Source organism: Lysinibacillus sp. FSL R7-0073 (assembly GCF_038009065.1).
Lineage (GTDB): Bacteria > Bacillota > Bacilli > Bacillales_A > Planococcaceae > Lysinibacillus > Lysinibacillus fusiformis.
In genome coordinates this window covers 1,393,990-1,412,602 of sequence record NZ_JBBPAS010000001.1, presented here as the reverse complement: position 1 = coordinate 1,412,602, position 18,613 = coordinate 1,393,990, and the positions used below count along the sequence as shown (strand labels likewise).

Below are 18,613 nucleotides of genomic sequence, written 5' to 3'. Positions count from 1 at the left end.
TCCTAACGATTAAAATTAAATGTGTCATCTGTAATTGGCGCTACTTTTGCTTTGGCATAGGTAGCCCCCTTTTGTGAAAAGAAATCATATGTGGAGCCCTCATTACGAATTCCATTCATGACAATCGGATTCACTTCTTCTTCAGGGAACATGGCTTCAAAGCCGACATTCATTAAGGCTTTATTAGCATTATAACGCACGTAGGCTTTTACCTCAGGCGATAATCCTGTCTCCGCATAAATATCCTCTGTATATTTCATTTCATTCTGGTATAAGTCCAGCAGTAATTCATAACCCCATAATTGTAAAGCTTCTTGTTTTTCTTTAGAAAATTGCTTATATAGATTTTGAGCAAAAAAACCTACTGCTACTCCATGAATGGATTCGTCGCGCAAAATGAGTGAAATAATTTCAGCACTGTTTCTTAAAAAACCTTGTCCACCTAAGTATAATGGGTAGAAAAAGCCAGAATAGAAAAGGAAAGATTCAAGCATAACGGATGAGAACATCGCTTTCCATAAGCTCTCAGAGTCCCCTTCTTCAATACTATTATAAATATCCGCAATTTTATTTGCCTTATATTGTAAATATTCATTTTTCTTTACCCATTCAAAGAGCTCGTCTATCTCCTCGTTTGTACAAAGCGTTGTAAATATATAAGAATATGATTTAGCATGTATTGCCTCAAATGCATCAAAAACGGTTAATACAGCCTTTTCCTGTAGATCGTCTGTATAAGCAGCAACACGATTCATCCCTATATTCGTTTGAACGGTATCAAGCAAAGTTAATCCTGCAAACACTTTTTTATACGTGTCCTGATGCTCAAAACTTTTCCACTGTTTAATATCTTTACTCACTGCAATTTCTTCAGGAAACCAAATTTGCTTCCATTGCTGGTCCCAGAAAATTTGGGCAAGTTCACTTGTTGCCTTGTTCCAGTTGACTGCCTCATACACTATATTTGACATGCTACACACTCCTCTAAGCTTTGTAATCGTTGACGAACATAGTAAACGGACTTAATCCCTTTAACCCATGCATAAATGTATACTTTAGCTAGTTGTTCTGTTGTCCAATTGTCAGTGACATAAAGAGTCATTGAAATACCTTGGTCAACGTGTTTTTGAGAAGCTGCGTATAAATCAATTAAATCATAAGGATCCACATCATATGCCTCTACATATAAATGACTGTTTTCATTTGTTAAATGTGGCATTGGATAAATTGTTCGACTATCTGCATAATCACGAACCTCGACACGCTCTGTACAAGGAGAGATGGATGCCGTACAGCTACGAATATACGAAATACTGCCAGTTGGTGCTATAGCTAAACGATATGAATGAAATAGACCATATTTCATTACATCTTCCTTTAATAATTCCCACATTTTATTAGTGATGATTGGAATGTTCCCAAGTGCTTTTAACACAGCAGGTGATAGCTCTTCCTCATTCTTATTTACATATTGATCAAAATAGCTACCTGAAGCATAATCGCTATCTTCAAATCGGTAGAACGTTTCTGCTTTTTCTTTAGCCATTTCCATCGATGATTTAAGAGAATAATAGTTCATTGCTTCCATAAAGCGATCCATGAAATCAATAGAATCTTTCGAGCCATACATGATGCCCTCCGTAACAAGATGTCCATGGAGATTCATACAACCTAGCCCTACTGAGTGCATTAATCGATTCGCTTTTGCCACCGATGGGACATTTTTAATATATGTCATTTGTGACACATTCGTTAATAAGTGCATAGCTGTATCGATTAATGTTTCAAAATCATTTACTTTACTCGCTGCATGAATATCAATTGACCCTAAATTACACGACACATCTAACCCATATTCGTTCGGTTGATCTTGATCTGTAATGATACTAGTTTCTTGCACTTGCAAGATTTCAGTACATAGGTTTGACATTTTTACGCGACCGATATTTTTTAGTGGATGTACGTCATTGACATTATCATCAAAAATTTCGAAAGGATAACCTGATTCAAATTGAGCTTTTTTCACCTCAGTATAGAGTCTACGCGCATTCAAACGTTTAATTTTACGGATTTTAGGATTATCAAGTAGTTCATAGTACATTTCTGAAATTGAAATTTCCGACATTCGTTTACCATAAACTTTATAAATATCATATGGACTAAATAACACTATATCTTTATCACGTTTCATCAGATCGAAGAATATACTTGGAATAATTATTCCTGTTGATAGTGTTGCGAGGCGAATTTTATCATCAGCATTTGGTTTTTTTGATGAAATGAAATTCTCTATATCTGCATGGAAAATATTTAAATAAACTACTCCTGAGCCATTTCGTTGACCGAGCTGATTGGAATAACTAAATGAGTTTTCTAATAGTTTTGCAACTGGGATAACACCACTTGCACGATTTAGTATTTCTTTAATTGGATCACCCAAAGGACGTAAATCCGTTAAGTTGACCCCGACCCCTCCGCCTAGACGTGATAGCTCTAAACAATAACCAATATTTTCAGCAATACTATTCATAGAGTCATCCATTGATAATTTAAAGCAACTTACTAATTCACCACGGGCTTTTTTCCCACTATTTAAGGCAGTAGGTGTTGCAGGCTGATAGGCTTCCATCATCGCTTCTACAGAACGTTTTGCTAGTACAGTGTTCCCTTGTGCTAAGTACAAGGCAATAATGACAATACGGTCCTCATATTTTTCTAAAATTTCTTCCCCATCACGACTTTTCATAGCATAGCTGTCATAAAATTTGCTAGCACTCATAAATGATGGGAAACGGAAATTATAATCATATGCTTTTTTGTACAGCTTCTTTATAAAATCCATCTCGTACAAGTCGATAAAATCCTTTTCGTAGTATCCCTCATCAACTAAATAGCGGATTTTTTCCTCTATATCTATAAAATAACGTAAACGTACGTTGACATATTCTAAAAAGTAGCGGCGAGTAGCCTCACGGTCCTTTTCTAACTCTAGTAGCCCCGTTGTACTATAACGATTCAGAACGTCATTATTAAGCTTTAAATATGTTTTCATCCCATTACCCTCTTTTCATAAAACGTTTGTATTGCTTCATAATCTGTTTGATTGCCACGTAAATCTAATTTCCTCACTAAGGGTACATGATAGGTAGTAGCAATTTTCTCCCCAGCACCGCCAAATACATTATGTCCGAAGTTACTATTGCCACTAGCAACTACTCCTTTACAAAAATCTCTGTTTTTTTCTAAAAAACGTTGCACTTTTGCTGGAATGTCACCTAAGCCATCTGTATATGTAATTAAAAGGTAAGGCTTATTCAAGCTTAATTCCTCAGAGAGTTCAATAGATTCTGCCCTTAATTTAGATACTACATTACGGACATTTCCTGTACGACTAGCGTAAACGATCATAGTGTAATCATCTCAATACGAGAAACAATTTCCTGCACATCGCCTATAAATGTTTCATCCACCTCTAAAACAGGCACACTTAAAAAACCTGCATCTATAATTGTTTGTTTAGCTTGTTCATCATGATCAATATTAACAATTTCTGCTTCAAGTCCTGCTCGTTGTAATTCAGATTTTACCCAAAGGCATTTTGGACAGATTGTTTTCGTATAAAGTTTCATAGTAATCCCTCTTTTCATAAAATAAAAAAGCTACCTCTACTAGAGAGATAGCTTAAATGGAAACGTTAACATACTAAAAATACTGACGTTCCCATCTCTTAATCCCCGAAGAAATGATAAATTTGTTTTATATAGGCAGGTCTCCTGGCTTTGCTTCAATCTCTGATTTCCTTCCCATGCGAATGCACAGTGGTTACAATCATCGTCAGCTTTACAGTTGCGGGGACAGCGTCGGAATAGTACCGAACTTCCCTATTAAACTACATATAGTAGTACCCACATAAAACGAACACAATATATTGTTTTTCGATAGTTTTAAGTGTACCATCCTTTATATAAAAAGTAAATCGAGAAATAAAAGTTCATCAATTTGAGACTATTCGTATTTTCTGACATAACCTTGAACGAAAGAACTAAAACATAATTATATAAAAATAGAACTATGTAAGCGATAGCATTATTTTATTAAAAAATAGGAAGTAAAATAATAGTCGCTTATTTACCTAAAAACGTTGCCCTAAAGAAATTTTATTCATAAAAAAGGCATCTTTCCTTTACAGTAAAGATGCAATTATGACTTAAGCTATGAGTATGATGTAAATCATGCACCCTACTCCATACATCCTATCCTCGTAGATTTTTTCGTTGTACGAGTCTAAAGTAGGACTCCTCCCTTACGATCATCACAAATTTTCCTTCGTCATAACATAACGCCGACTACTAATATGTGCTCAACAAACAGGTGAGAGGCAACCAACCGTTCTTCCCTTTTAAACTAATTTATAATGAATGTGTACATTTTCTAGTTATTCTATATTTATTTATAGTATAACATAACCAAGTTCATTCTCCTCCAGCTTGACTAGTCATATTAAAAATAGCTGATGAATTTCATGTACTCATCAGCTAAGCATTGACTTAAAATCTTTCTATTGTTATATCCATGTTTATGCTTGAAGCAGCCTTAAATCCTTCCGCAGCAGCAATCATTAAAGAAGAGGGACCACCCTTTTCCGTTTCACCTGCAACATATATTCCAGCTGCTGTTGTTCGTCCAGCCCCATCAGTCATAATTGATCCGTTTTCATCAACTTGACAATTTAGCTGTTTAGCAAATTTATTTGGACGATAAAAACTTGGCACAACAAATCCACCAGCTCTTAAAATATTTTCACCTGTTTCTAATTCAACACTATATAAGTTACCATCATCTCCATGTAAATCTTTAATAGCATTTGTATACACCTTAATTTTTTTATGTTCAAAATCATTTTGAACCTTATCGGAAAGTTGATGACCATTCGTAAAAACGATTAAATCCTGTGACCAATTAAAAACCAATTTCGTCATATGACAAATATGCTCCTCGTTTTCTGCTATGATAGCCAATGGCTTGTCTCTCAGCTCCCAACCATCGCAATAAGGGCAGCTAAACAAACTTTTACCATAATATTGTCTGATTTGCGGTAGAGGAAATTCCTCTTGTATTCCAGTAGCTAACAGTATTTTTTCAGATACATAGGATTTATTTTCCGAAGTATTGACTAGAAATAAACCAGTTATATCATCTTTAATTATTTCGATGACGGTTTGATCCATCATTGTTATAGAAGGGTAGGATTCTATATCTTTACTTGCGATATTCTTAAATTTTTGTGGCTTTATCCCATCTCTTGTTAAAAAGCCATGTGACTCCTGAGTTACACGATTTCGATTTGTTCCATTATCAAATAGTACAACCTTTCTGCGCGCCCTTCCTAATGTTAAGGCAGCACTTAACCCAGCAGGGCCTCCACCTATAATCATACAATCATATTTATTCATCATTATTTCCCTCCACATCACAATACATTACAGACCTTTAATATCCGTAATTAAGGCAAAAGACATCGCAAATTATATGTATGATATCTTTTTCATTTGTTAAGCCAACAAAATATGAGTCATTGATACCTTAATGTTAGCTATCTCAATAAGGATGACAAAGCTTAAATAACGTTTAGCTTGTCTGAATTAAAGACTTAACATATCCATAATATCTATTTATTTTTTTTTCGTCAAATTTTTCGTTTTCATGTTTGAAATACCGACTAATCACCGTTAGGTTAAGTACATTTACTCATTTTATAAAAGTAACTTTTTATCCACTTTATGGAAATTAACCTAATATCCATTTTTCAATGTTTGAGGAGAGAAAAGTAAAAGCCACTCCAAATGTGGAATGGCAATTTTTTTCTATAATACTGATCTTCATGAATACTGTCCATGCAGTTTAATTTAACAAGCCCTAAATGATTGGCATATGTTTTACATTCTTTCTGCTAGTAGTCGTTACTTAAATTCAATTTCTTCAGCCGAAGCCCCTTTTGTATACGTTATGGTCGCTCCATCAGGTAAATTACGGATTTCTTTCACATGTTTTCCTTCGATAATAATTTCGCCCATTTTCGTACCTTTAAAATCAATAATCGCATTTCCTTTTTTAGGACTGATCGTTACAGTTTTGTCTGCAAATCCTTCACCATGGAATTCTGCATATTGACTAAATACTGCAATTCCATTTTTAATATTGGTATTTTTTCCTAACGTTAATGAAATGCTTGGACGATTCACTATTAATTTACCAGTCTTATAGTTATTAAAGCTATATACATTTTCAGGTACTATTGGTGTTGGTATTTCTTCTTTTCCTGCTTTCAAATCAATTTGAACTAATACAGGGTCATGATCCGATGCTCGCCCTTGTGCTTCTGTAAAGTTCGCATTAATATGAATCAAGTCTATTTCTGTAACGTCAGCAAGATTATTCGAAACTAAAATATGATCCAACACTTGATTGTTCCCTTGGAAGAAGTACGTAAAACGATCTGTCTCTGGGGCTTTATCCACCATGTTCGTTAATACATCACCTTTCAATGTTTCAAGTGCTGGAGTGAATTCAAAGTCATTCATGTCCCCTGCTACAATGATATTTATATCCGGATTGATGGCAAGACCTTCATGGATAAAATCATTGATGGCTTGAGCAAGCTGAAGACGTTTTGTTACTGATTCTAATACTGGCGGCTGAGTTGGTCCCCAAAGTGAGCCATCCCCTCCTTTAGAATTTAAGTGAGCTCCTATAATGACTACATGCTCTTCCTGGAATTCGAATTCTGCCGCAATTGGTTTGCGTGTATCTGCAAATTTAGTTGGATCAACAAAGCCTGGATTTAAAGCAAGGCTTCCATCTGCTGTCCACCCATTCGCTTGGTCACCCGATCCCTTTATACCTGTCACTAAAGAAACTCGTGACGGATTGTATAAATAGCCTACACGAATATTACCACCAGGTGCACCACCTACTGTATTGTTAATAGGCATCACGTCAATCCAATCATAAGCAGGACCACCTGCAGCTTTAATCGCATTAATTAATCTCAAATAGCTTTCAGATGCATCAGCATTTCCTGAATCAATTTGTCCATCATTATCTTGTACTTCGACTAATGTAATAATATCTGGTGACTTCATATTTTTCACAAATGTCGCTGCAATTCTGTCTACTTTTTCATTAGATGTATTGGCAGGATTATTCGAGAAGTTTTCGATATTATAAGAAGCGACATTTAACTTGTCCGCTACTGGTTCAAGATGCGTCACTTCTTGCTGAAGGTTTGCCTTTGTCACATCAGGTAAGACTTTATTCGTGTTCAGTCGATAGCCGTCTGTAAAGTTTTCTACAAATCCGATAAGTGGTTCATTAAAACGGTCACCCGAATCATAATTTTTTCCTGCTACCCCTTCAAGCATAATTTTTTCTGGATTATAATCGTCGGCTGCAATATTTAAACCGCCATTCATATTAAATGTATTATTTGTTGTGCTCGGTACAACAATTGGTGAATCATTATTATAAATTGGTCCAATCACTCTCGCATCAGGGAATGATACCCGCATATACTCAATGGATTCCCAAAAATCAATACCATCTTCTTGTGGATCAAAAATTGCAAAGCCATCATTATCGATAATTTTATTTGGCGGGGATAGGTCCTCCCCTATAACTAGAGCTTTTGGAATTTCTGCTGTACCTGTTTTTGTAATAGTCGTTGCTGAAATTTGCGTATCTCTCAATCGAGAGTTTCCACCCACTTCAGTTACATTTCCTGATACTTTAATAACGTCCCCTGCCGCTACATTATGTGCCGACTTATTTACCTTGATCGCTGTTGATTTTACGCCATCGAATGCCGAATCGCCTTCTTGCATAATGAAGCTACTTGAATTAATAACGAATGTTACAATTCCTTCTACATCATTTACTGTTAAATCTACATAAGGTGATATATGGCTTGCCCCTTGAATATTGCTAATTGTGGCATTTTCAGTATCAATAATTTCATAAACAAATGTAGCAATCGCACTATCCGTTAAACCTTCTTTCACCGCAATCGCTTTAATCGTCAACGGTTTATTAACAAGAATTTCCCCTGTATACTTTGTACTAGCTGTAGTGGGTGTTGAGCCGTCCATTGTGTAATAGATCGTTGCACCTTCTGTCATGGTAGAAAGTGTAACCTTTGTATCGGCTGTTACCCCACCTACGTGAGAAGCTTTAATATCCTGAACCTTTGTTACATCTTCAATAATGCGAATCGGGAGTAACTGATGATTTGTATATTGACCAACAATACCGGTAATTTCCCCATACGTTTTTCCACTTACTAAACCTGAGTCACGTGTTTTATCGTAAATAGCAAATGTGCCTACATCATCAGTTCCGGTAAAATTTTGACCTGAACCAGTAATGGCTACATTTTTAACCGTTACTAATTTCGATTCATTGTCTTCTGCAACCTCACTACTTTTAATAATGTGTGCCCCTGGTAGTGTAGAAGGAATAGGCATGCCAACAAGCGAAATATTCGTTAATTGCTTTAGTCCGCTATATTCAGCAACTTGACCTTGCACCGTCACCAAATCGCCGACATTTGCAGTAAGACTATCTACAGGGTAAATTGCAATCGCCGCACCCTCTTCATCTTGAATGTGAGCAGTAGCAGTTTCTAATTTTGCTGTTACAATACCCGATACGATTACTACTTGTCCTATTTCTTTATTACGTGCTTCCGTTATTGAAATAGTGGCTGGCGCATCTTTAACTGTAAAATTAAAGGACATAATTTCGCTATCGTTTAAGCCCGTTGCTGTAGCAAATGCTTTGATTGTTATTGCTTCATTTACAACAATGCCCGTTGCTGCATCATAAATCTCACTAGCTGTTGACGGTTCAGAACCATCTATCGTGTAATAAATTGTTGCGCTTGGTGTATCTGTAGACAATGTTACTTTTGACCCTGCAAAAACTTCACCCGTTGCTGGAAATGCTTTAACATTCGCTACTTGTGTAGGCTCATAGTTTGATACTAATTGGAAGCTTTCCGCATTTAAAGTTTTTAATTGATATGTCCCGTTAAAAATGGATGCAATTCCTGTCACTGTGATCACATCATTGTTATTGAACCCATCTGCTTCAAATTGAGAGAACTGGTAGCCTGTACGGTTATCATGGCGAATTACTAGCTCTTTATTTTCTGCATCAACTGCTTTAAACTCAAATGTTCCATACGTACCAGATGACGCTAAATCTTTAATCTTCACATTTTCAAGTGTAATTAATTTACCTTGTAAGCTGTCTTCAAGTGGTAGATTCACTATTTGCGGGGATGGTGCTGCCCCTGTAGAAATGCGTTCAATTGTCGGTGAATTAAATTGAACTTCTCCACTATATAAACTCGTTTTCCCTGTGATTTTGACAATATCCCCAGCAGCTAAGCTCCCCGCTTCTGTAGAACTAGAGAAAACATATACCCCTGCAGACTCATCCTGTACATAGAAGGCCTTGCCTCCCCAGCTACCAGGTTTTGTCGTAACCGTCCCTTGAATTTGAAATGTGCGGTCTGTTCCAACAGCTGCACGAGCTTCGGCAATTGTTCCTTCAGTGACTGAAGGATTAGTCGGCTCAGTCGGTTCTGTTGGATCAAGTCCAACAAAGTCAACTGAAGTGGCTTCTGTCGTTTCCGCCTTTACAACTGTTAAGTAAGGAAAAATTATAGACATTATAAGTAAAAATGATAAAGCTATTTTGGAAACGAAATTAAATTCTTTTTTCTTCATTCGTTTAGCTCCTTATGATTTTTTATCTTTCATCCTTTTCTCTATCTTGCAAAGTAATTTACGTGAAAGTTATTATTCAATTACTGTGTTTCCTTCAACAGTTAACCCATCTAAACTGATGTTTACATTTGGTGCATCAATGATTAAATCACCTGAAATAATACCAGTACTACCAGTTGGCATTAAAGAATATCTCCCTTTAGCTGTTGGAGCTGTTATCGTTACATTTCCGTTCAAGGTATGACCATTCAAATCAATTATTACTAAATCTGTTAACGTTATATCTGTAGTCACTGGAGCCATTAACTTAATTAAGTCTCCTGCTTTTGCTTTTTTTAATGCTTGTTTTAATTCTTCAGCATTCTTGACATTAAATTCATTCACTTTTTCTGGTGGAATAACTGGATCGGGTGCTACATTTCCTCCACCTGTGTTTGGATCCCCAATACTTGGCGAAGAACCTCCAATAATGGCCTTAATTTGGGAAGCAACTGCTGTATAGTTAGTAATAATCTTCGTTACAGTTGAACCCGTTGGAATCGACAACGTATTTATTAGTAAACCTGAACCGATTGTAATTCGAGCATCGGCGTTTAGAACCGTTAAATAATTAACTACACCACCAACATTCAACGCTAATTCCACGGCCGTTGAAAGCAATAGTCGTTCAATCTTTACATTTCCGGTCATTTTAAGTTTGGCCGTAGATTCTATTGTTACCTTCGTTGCTGCTCCCTCAATATTTATAGCAGATATAGTAGCTGTCATTACAATTTCTGGAATAACAGTATTCGACACAATCGAAGTATTATTTCGTTTGACATGGACTTTTCCTGTTTGTGTATTTTTGATTGTCAATACAGGTATACTTTGACTTGCATTATTATTGTCTAATGAAGCATTTGCTCTATCTATGGCTTCAGCTAAAATTAAATCACCAGTAATTGTAGCACCATCAAATGTCACTTTTGTTTTAACGTTTGAGCTAATGGTTGCATTTCCTGTAATCGATACATTTTTAACTGCCACACCATCTGCATTAATTGTTATTGAATCGATCGTTGCATTTGTATTGAATACAACTTCCTTCTCTGCTGAACCTGCGTTATTTAAAACAACATTATTTACTTTTGTCATCACACCATTTTTAATGGTTGCTGTAATTTCTGCCCCCGTAAGTGCGGGTTTATTTTCAGTGGTAAAAATCGATTTTACTGAATCATCAAAATAATATATCTTACCATTAATACTAATTTCATTCGCCGCATATTCTTCAACTTTAAACGTTACACTTTGAGAAGGTTGAGAAATTGGATGACCAACAGCTTCTGAACGAGTAATAAATGCAGCCATTTGCCCTCGTGTTACATTTGAAGAACCATCAAATAATGTAGCTGACTTGCCATTCGTTATGTTGTTTTCATATAAAGCAGCGATCGCTTCTTTGTAATCAGCACGCACATCGGTGAATGGTAATGAATTTGTATTCGAAGCTTTTAAATGAAAGGCGTTCGCTAAAATCTTTGCTACATGGTTACGTTGAATATAAGCGCCCTGACGGAATGTGCCATCTTCGTAGCCATCAATAATCCCCTCTTGCTTTAAAGCAGCAATAGCTCCAAAATATTGATGAGTAGTAGGAATATCTTTAAAGTTGGGATTGCTAACATTGGATGTGTCCAGTCCTAATACACTTGCAATAATTTTAGCAGCTTGTCCACGTGTTAAGTTTTGTTCAGGTTTAAATGTGCCATCTTGGAACCCATTAATAATGCCACGATCATTTAAATTTTTAATGTCGTCATAAAATGGATGCGTTCGATGTACATCCTTGAAGCTACTTGCTTCTGATACAATCGGTGCTACCACCACTACTGTTGAAGCCGTTAATGCCATTGCTGTTATTGCTTTTAAATACTTCGAATTCCTCCGTTTACTCATGCTTAGAGTAATACCTCCCCATTCCTATTTAATAAGAAAAATTTTAAATCCAATTTTATAGGTTAAATTAACATTACCAAAATATTGGTTAACATAATAATTTTAACAGAAAAATAATAAAAACATTCTAATTTATTATTAATATTCTAAATACTATGTAAAATAGTACATATTAAACTTTTACAATATGAATATGAGCAGTAATAACAGGGCTTTTTTTCAATTCGGTAAATATTATATGATCAAACGCGTAAATGTGCCGCCAAGTTCTGACAAATATTAGATGTCCAGAGTTGGGACATTTGCCAAGACGTAGGCACACATTCTCCTCATAATTTTTTTACAATGCGATAATTTCTATAATCGTAAAAAAACTGATGAGTATCATCAACTCGTCAGCGTACTTAATTATGATATGGTTTACTGTAACTAATTGAAGATAGGCTCCCTTTTTGGACCTGCCTCATGTATTCAATAAAAAAAGAGCTGACTATGCAGCTCAAGACTCATGTTACTTTAATTACTATCCGTGTTTATTATGTCCTTTGGTTCCACTAACATGATATGACATTCTTTTTCGGCGAAAGGCTTATGCTCGGGTCCTCCAGGAATAATCACCATCTCCCCTTGTGAAACTTTCACTTGGCCATCGCGAAAGGCGATAAATAGTTCTCCTTCGAGCACGATAAATACTTTGTCAGCGCCTTGGTGCTCATGCCACATAAATTCCCCATCAATCTTAACCAGCTTGAATTGGAAATCGTGTATTTCACCAACAACTTTCGGAGACCAAAGTTCTTTTATTTGAGCTGCACTCTCATTAAGATTAATAGCTTGATAATACATATACATCTCTCCCTATTGTTTTATTTGTTTTCGATGGAATTCTACATTGTTTTTAGTGCTTTTGCAGAGCATTAGTTATATTTTGCAAAGCGTATTCGATTGCTAATGGACCACCAGTAATAGCAGACGTATCCATCAAATAAATATTCCCTTTCTTTACTGCGTTCATATTATTCCAAACATTATTTTGATTTAATTCACTCATCAATGTTTCTTTTTTTGTTATGTCACCTATAAGGAAAATGTGATCTGCTCGAATAGTTGAAATTCCCTCGAACGCAGAAAACTGATTACTCTTCCCATTAAATGTGGTATCTGGTGAAAGCCCCAACCCCCTTTCTTTATCAAACGCAAGTGTATAAACAGGATTATCTTCACCTAAAACATTAAAAGTTTTTCCATCCCATGACACGATAAGCGCTACTGACTCTCCTTCAATCGTTTTTAAATCTTCACGACCAGTTGTAATTGCTTGCATCATTTTTTCAATTACTTTTTCAGCTTCGTCCTCTTTGCCAATAATCTCAGCTACTGTACGAAGACCATATTGCCAATCTTCATAAATATCCTGGTATTTAAAAGTAATGACTGGCGCAATTTTTTCTAGTGATTCATACAGTTTTTCATGATGTTCTGTTGCTAAAATAAAATCAGGCTCAATCGATAGAGTTTTTTCAATACTAGGAGACAATTTATCTCCTAATTCTTCGGTTGAATCTAGCTTTCCGTATAAATATGCTAAAGAAGATAGATATTCTTTATCTGTAGAAGCTGCAGGTGGCTCACCCAATGCCACTAATATTTCCGGGTAAAAATACCAAAGGGAAGCTATTTTTTCAGGTTTCTTCTCGATCACTATTTCTTTCCCTAAGGCATCCTTAATTGTTCTTGGCCAATCATTGGCATTCACTTGAATCGTTGAAAAAGATGCTTCTTCTTTCTTAGATAATTCTTTATTTACAGCAGGTGTTTCATGACAACCTCCTAGTATGCCTGCTAATAATAGTAATGAGAAACATAGTCCTTTCATCTTTTGCATCCAAAATTCCTCCAACATATTATCTTTGATATGCCATTAGTATAGTAAAATGATTTATAGTTTTGAATGGATGCTTGTTGAAACTAGCATGGATTATTGATGAACTTCTCTCGATACTCTTTAGGGGATCTACCAAATTGTTTTTTAAACACTCTACTAAAATAAAAAGGATCATTAATTCCAACAGCCTGTGCAATTTGTTGTACCGGGGCATCACTTGTATATAGCATTTTTTGCGCCATGTTTATCCGATATTTTAATAAATATTCTGCTGGTCCTATCCCTGCATGTTTTTTAAATACATAAGAAAGTCGATTTCGATTAACATCATTTTGTTCTGCAAGCGAAGATATGGTAAGGCTTTGATAATAGTGCTCATGAATATAGTTACATACCCGTTCGAATAAAGTATGTGATTCACAGCTATTTTGCCTATTCACCACACATAATAAGGCTTCATTCAATACATCACGAAATAGCATTTCGGTTTGAAACCTCGAAATACCACCGCGCTGATTGTACACCTGCCAAAGACGCATAATTAATTCGATAAGACGTGGAGATTGGCCAGTCAATAATTCAAAATGTTGATGAGAAAAGCTGGACTCTTGTAGCTCTGCGTTACATATTTGATATTGAACAAGAATATATTCCCAGTTTGCATATTCAAAATGTTTTTGATCTAGTTTCATATTTGCAGCGCCATGCACAATTTTTCCTGGTGAAAAGATATACGGGGTGCCATTAAATTGAAACTGTATTTTTCCAGAAAGGGGGAAAACGAATCCAGGAAAAGAATCTGTAAATTCAGCATAGGGTACACCAGTGCTTTTTGCATATCGGTATACCCCCTGTACTTGAAATGGAATATATGCTAAATGCTCTGCTAATTGCTCAACATCGATTTTCAAATTAATTACCTCATTTCAAAATTGTGGTTACCATCTGTAACAATAGAATCCTAGCTGTACGTTCTGTGCACTTCTGAATATATACATAATTTCCAGTTGCATCTGTTCCAACTAAGAGATAGGGTCATAAAAACCGTTGTAAGGTTAGTTCCCTTTTCTCTGAAATGAAAAAAGGTGGGATGACGACTTTCGCCTATCCTCACCTTATCGATAATGATTATCATTGTCAATTTGAAATATAACCACCCTTCTACTAATTGGTGGCTTGCACTCCGCATGAAAAGCTTGAACATAGAACCATGTCTAAATTGATCTTAGTTTTCACACGACCGTTAATGCGGCTATATGAACGACCTATTGTAATCAAAATGCCTTCTAATCATTTTCCATATGAGAATTCTCTTTCCCTTGCTAAAATCAAAACGCAAATCCATTTCTTGTTTGCTTTCTTCACATTTATCTATTTCATTAACCCTTTTGATATAAAATAACATCAAATACATGCTGAGGATGCTTAATTTCTTCTACTATATGCCATTTGGTATCGTCTACCTTCTGCATGGGATAATTAAATAGAGACTTTAACCCATTTCCGTAACGCATTGCAACAAGCACATCTTTATTTGTTATATCGTATAATTGATCTAACATGTCATATTTATTGCTGACCGTTGAACTAAATATAATATGACTAACTTGTTTTATTACTGCAAGTTCCCCTACAGTCTTTTTATCAATTTGAATGGACAAATGATTCCCTAATTTATTGACTACATGTTTTCCTAATCGAATCGCTTCATCATCAATATCTATTCCAAAAACGTCTGCTCCTGTGCGCTCCGCAACCATTAATAAGGTAATCGGAAAAGACCCAGATCCAATTAAAAGTACCTTCGACTGACTAGTTATTTCAAAATCACCAAATTCCCTACCAATACAATTTTCTATGTTACGAAAATAATCCGTGACCGCTTCCTGTTCATGACTGAGTAATAACGCTCGATATTTCTCCAAGATTTGCACACAAACAGACGCGTTCATTCTTAAACTATCGGTTAATAATAGGATCTCTATCGATTCCTTGATATTCGTCCACTGTTCTTCATTGTCACGATTTATTATAAAAGAAGAATATTCATCCATTATTTCACACAGCTCAAAATAATTAATCCGTTGCTGCTCCTTATTTTGCTGGATAATGAACTGAAATTTCTTATCAAAGTCCAGTAGTTTTTTTAAAAATAACATCCTATCATCCACTTGCTCCACTCCTATTTTGAGAATTAAAGTTCAATATATGCCATGTCTTTTAAAACTATTTCACATGTTTTAAGGTATGTGAATTATTGGACAGCTCTTCAAAATTAGAAAGATATAATGAAAAACAATCAAAATCTATCTTGATTGTTTTTTTACGTGTTTTGATCACTGCTAGGCTGTCTATGAAACTAGTTTGGGGGTGAGCAATAAATGGGCCTAAAATATTGTAAGAAATGAATAACGTTTTTATTAAGAGGAACTTCGGGTGGCAATAATAACGCCCCACTTAGATTAGATGGCAACAAACATGGGCAATATTGTTAGAAGGAGGGTTAAGATCAAATGAATAAAGTTATACAACCAATCCATGTATATAGTTTGTTATTTTTATCAGTTAGTTTTTTAGCACATTTCGTTTTAATTCCGACAATTTTCACAGTGGTCGAACGTGAAGCATGGATAAGTGCTTTGGTAAGTTTAATCCCGATATTACTTTTCGCATTATTTATTTCTAGACTTACCAATTCATGCAATAATACTTCATTTTTTGAACTACAATCTTTCCAAATTAATAGACCACTTTATTTATTTATCGTTACTTCCTATATCGTTTATTTGTTTTCAGCAACGTTCGTCTCACTCAAATTTACAATTATTTGGGCAGAAGAAAGTTTTAATTCTGATTATCCATATTTTATTACAGTTATTTTATTTATATTATTATGCTTTTATGGTTCCCTAAAAGGGCTCAAAACCATTGCTATCCTGTCATTGATTATTTGTTCACTATACATTTTTTTATTTGTACTCCTCAATTTAGGGAACTCGATGAACAATGAATACGAACTATTATTACCAGTAAATACAAGTAATACTCCGTCCATTTTATGGGGAATATTATACATATGTATTGGAATTTTAGAAATGGGCTTTATTTTAATCGTTTTAAATAGTTATGTAAAAGAGCAAATGAAAAGGACAGGCATACTCATTTTCTCTACTCTGTTTGTCTTATTAGTTTTTATCGCTATTGTGACTACTGTATCTGAATTTGGCATTTATCTAACTAAAAAAATGCTCTTTCCTATAAACGAGCAATGGAGAGTTTTGTCATTTGGTAAGTACTTTACAAGATTAGATTTTAGATTCTTTATCTGTTCTCCAAATATTATCAATGGCTTTTATTCGTATATGTTTATTTATGTATATTGTGTCATCCTTTTTTAAAAATCCAAAATTTATATTAATTATTGGTTATCTATGCTTAACAATAGGATTATTAATTCCTTGGACTGTTTCTGATTTTTTGTCATTTATAAAAAGCACTTATCTTCTTTCTATTTTTTCATTTTTATTCTTTTTTATGACTGTTTTCTACGTATTAGCAAAAAAGCAAAAAGGAGTTCAGCATCTTGACTGAAAATAAGGATTTTTTTTATAAAGAATTAGGCCACCAGTCAGATATAACGGTAAGTAGTAAATTCTATATGTTTAATAACGAAAAACATGAAGTTATATTTATCTATTGCCATAGTTTAATTGATAGTGTACTTTTTTTGAATTCATTATTACCAAATATTAGATGTTTGGCTGAACAAGGTAGTTTATATGATGTCGAAATTATAAATCGCTATTTAGAAGTACAGGAGATCAAAGAGTACAGAATGAAGACAGATGAAATAAATAGCAAAATTTTCTCAGGTTTTTTATATTTTTATCATGTTCCATCGAATAGCTTATATTCAACCAATTTAGCTAAACTACCTGAACGATCCATTGAAGAATCAAATATGGAAGTCTCATTAAGAGGGCCTAGAGACGGGTTTGTTGAAAATATAGATACCAATTTTTCTTTAATAAGAATGAGATTAAAAAGTAAAAATTTATCCAGTGACAATTTTACAATTGGCGACACCAGTAAAACAAAAGTTTTATTGATCTACATTGAGAACTATATTGATCAAAACACTTTAAAGAATGTACAAACCAAACTAAATAAAATAAAAGTAGATAATATTGCAAGTAGTTATCATATTGAAGAATTACTTTATGATAAGTTGACACTCTTCCCCCTCCTTGATTATTCAGGAAGGCCCGATTTTGTAGTAAGTTCCCTCAATAAAGGCCGTTTTGTCATATTGGTAGATGGAAGTCCAAGCTGTTTAATTGGACCAGTAAATTTATTACTTATTTTGAAAGCACCTGAAGATGATCAAACTAATTTTTTATTTGTGAGTTTTTCACGAATTTTAAGGATTACCTCTTTATTAACAAGTATATTTTTACCTGGGTTTTGGATTGCATTAACTGTCCATCAACTTAACCAGTTACCCTTTCCCTTACTAGTATCAATTTCTGCATCTAAAATTGGACTACCCGTCTCTTCTTCGTTCGAAATTCTCATTATGCTCATTTTTTTTGACCTCTTTCGAGAAGCGGGAATACGTTTACCTAAAGCTGTAGGGCAAACTGTTGCAGTTTTAGGAGGCTTAATAGTTGGTGATGCTGCCATAAGAGCAGGGTTTACATCACCATCAACATTAGTAATTGGAGCACTTACCGTTATATCTAGCTATACATTAATTAATCAAAATATACTAGGAAATGTATTTTTAATAAGAGTTGCATCATTAATAATTGCTTCCTTTTTTGGAATGTATGGCTTTGTTTTAAGCGTCTTATTTTTCTTAACATATATCTCGTCATTAGAAAGTTTCGGACATTCTTACCTTTCTACATTTTATAAAGTAAGTATACCCAATCTTATTAAAGGTTTTTTAAAAATGCCATTTAGAATTAAAATAAAAGACTGACTGCTTTTTCAGCAG

General features: G+C 34.7%; 13 protein-coding genes and 1 riboswitch. Of the genes, 2 read left to right on the top strand and 11 right to left on the bottom strand.

The window, feature by feature from the left end; genetic code table 11:
- Positions 1-2 precede the first annotated feature (2 nt).
- The 11 genes from nrdF to MKY88_RS06660 all read right to left on the bottom strand — a co-directional run bounded on the left by nrdF (position 3) and on the right by MKY88_RS06660 (position 15,785).
- Complete coding sequence (gene nrdF / locus MKY88_RS06710; RefSeq protein WP_025114203.1) at positions 3-971, bottom strand: class 1b ribonucleoside-diphosphate reductase subunit beta; 969 nt, start codon at positions 969-971, stop codon at positions 3-5.
- Complete coding sequence (gene nrdE / locus MKY88_RS06705) at positions 959-3,052, bottom strand: class 1b ribonucleoside-diphosphate reductase subunit alpha (RefSeq protein ID WP_069480596.1); 2,094 nt, start codon at positions 3,050-3,052, stop codon at positions 959-961. Before nrdE ends, nrdF begins: the two co-directional genes overlap by 13 nt.
- Positions 3,049-3,408: a class Ib ribonucleoside-diphosphate reductase assembly flavoprotein NrdI gene (nrdI, locus tag MKY88_RS06700; protein WP_340813231.1), complete on the bottom strand. Its 360-nt coding sequence runs from the start codon at positions 3,406-3,408 to the stop codon at positions 3,049-3,051. Before nrdI ends, nrdE begins: the two co-directional genes overlap by 4 nt.
- Positions 3,405-3,629 (bottom strand): glutaredoxin family protein, encoded by a 225-nt coding sequence (locus MKY88_RS06695; RefSeq protein ID WP_031417836.1) that lies wholly within the window; start codon positions 3,627-3,629, stop codon positions 3,405-3,407. The genes nrdI and MKY88_RS06695 overlap by 4 nt, the downstream gene beginning before the upstream one ends.
- Positions 3,630-3,746: 117 nt before the next feature.
- A riboswitch (cobalamin riboswitch) is annotated at positions 3,747-3,924 on the bottom strand.
- Positions 3,925-4,547: 623 nt separating this feature from the next.
- Positions 4,548-5,453: an NAD(P)/FAD-dependent oxidoreductase gene (locus MKY88_RS06690; RefSeq protein ID WP_258268685.1), complete on the bottom strand. Its 906-nt coding sequence runs from the start codon at positions 5,451-5,453 to the stop codon at positions 4,548-4,550.
- A 507-nt stretch (positions 5,454-5,960) separates the two neighbouring features.
- Positions 5,961-9,788: a chitobiase/beta-hexosaminidase C-terminal domain-containing protein gene (locus tag MKY88_RS06685; protein ID WP_340813230.1), complete on the bottom strand. Its 3,828-nt coding sequence runs from the start codon at positions 9,786-9,788 to the stop codon at positions 5,961-5,963.
- Between the two features lie 72 nt (positions 9,789-9,860).
- Complete coding sequence (locus MKY88_RS06680; RefSeq protein WP_340813229.1) at positions 9,861-11,729, bottom strand: S-layer homology domain-containing protein; 1,869 nt, start codon at positions 11,727-11,729, stop codon at positions 9,861-9,863.
- A gap of 516 nt (positions 11,730-12,245) precedes the next feature.
- Positions 12,246-12,575, bottom strand: coding sequence for a cupin domain-containing protein (locus MKY88_RS06675; RefSeq protein ID WP_258268096.1), 330 nt, complete (start codon positions 12,573-12,575; stop codon positions 12,246-12,248).
- 52 nt (positions 12,576-12,627) lie between these two features.
- The gene (locus tag MKY88_RS06670) at positions 12,628-13,614 is read right to left on the bottom strand and encodes an ABC transporter substrate-binding protein (RefSeq protein ID WP_328202591.1); all 987 of its coding nucleotides are present in this window, start codon (positions 13,612-13,614) and stop codon (positions 12,628-12,630) included.
- An 83-nt stretch (positions 13,615-13,697) separates the two neighbouring features.
- A complete protein-coding gene (locus tag MKY88_RS06665) occupies positions 13,698-14,525 on the bottom strand; it encodes a helix-turn-helix transcriptional regulator (protein WP_328202594.1) in 828 nt (275 codons plus the stop codon).
- Between the two features lie 468 nt (positions 14,526-14,993).
- Positions 14,994-15,785: a nicotianamine synthase family protein gene (locus MKY88_RS06660; protein ID WP_328202597.1), complete on the bottom strand. Its 792-nt coding sequence runs from the start codon at positions 15,783-15,785 to the stop codon at positions 14,994-14,996.
- Positions 15,786-16,127: 342 nt separating this feature from the next.
- Between MKY88_RS06660 and MKY88_RS06655 the strand changes: the two genes are divergently transcribed.
- On the top strand, positions 16,128-17,012 hold the full coding sequence (locus MKY88_RS06655; protein ID WP_340813227.1) for a GerAB/ArcD/ProY family transporter: 885 nt from the start codon (positions 16,128-16,130) through the stop codon (positions 17,010-17,012).
- Positions 17,013-17,197: 185 nt separating this feature from the next.
- Positions 17,198-18,598 (top strand): spore germination protein, encoded by a 1,401-nt coding sequence (locus tag MKY88_RS06650; protein ID WP_193831309.1) that lies wholly within the window; start codon positions 17,198-17,200, stop codon positions 18,596-18,598.
- The last annotated feature ends 15 nt before the right edge of the window (positions 18,599-18,613 follow it).

Bases quoted from the DNA above. Each gene is read 5' to 3' on its own strand.
- nrdF (WP_025114203.1), bottom strand. From the start codon at position 971: ATGTCAAATATAGTGTATGAGGCAGTCAACTGGAACAAGGCAACAAGT.
- nrdE (WP_069480596.1), bottom strand. From the start codon at position 3,052: ATGAAAACATATTTAAAGCTTAATAATGACGTTCTGAATCGTTATAGT.
- nrdI (WP_340813231.1), bottom strand. From the start codon at position 3,408: ATGATCGTTTACGCTAGTCGTACAGGAAATGTCCGTAATGTAGTATCT.
- MKY88_RS06695 (WP_031417836.1), bottom strand. From the start codon at position 3,629: ATGAAACTTTATACGAAAACAATCTGTCCAAAATGCCTTTGGGTAAAA.
- MKY88_RS06690 (WP_258268685.1), bottom strand. From the start codon at position 5,453: ATGAATAAATATGATTGTATGATTATAGGTGGAGGCCCTGCTGGGTTA.
- MKY88_RS06685 (WP_340813230.1), bottom strand. From the start codon at position 9,788: ATGAAGAAAAAAGAATTTAATTTCGTTTCCAAAATAGCTTTATCATTT.
- MKY88_RS06680 (WP_340813229.1), bottom strand. From the start codon at position 11,729: ATGAGTAAACGGAGGAATTCGAAGTATTTAAAAGCAATAACAGCAATG.
- MKY88_RS06675 (WP_258268096.1), bottom strand. From the start codon at position 12,575: ATGTATTATCAAGCTATTAATCTTAATGAGAGTGCAGCTCAAATAAAA.
- MKY88_RS06670 (WP_328202591.1), bottom strand. From the start codon at position 13,614: ATGCAAAAGATGAAAGGACTATGTTTCTCATTACTATTATTAGCAGGC.
- MKY88_RS06655 (WP_340813227.1), top strand. From the start codon at position 16,128: ATGAATAAAGTTATACAACCAATCCATGTATATAGTTTGTTATTTTTA.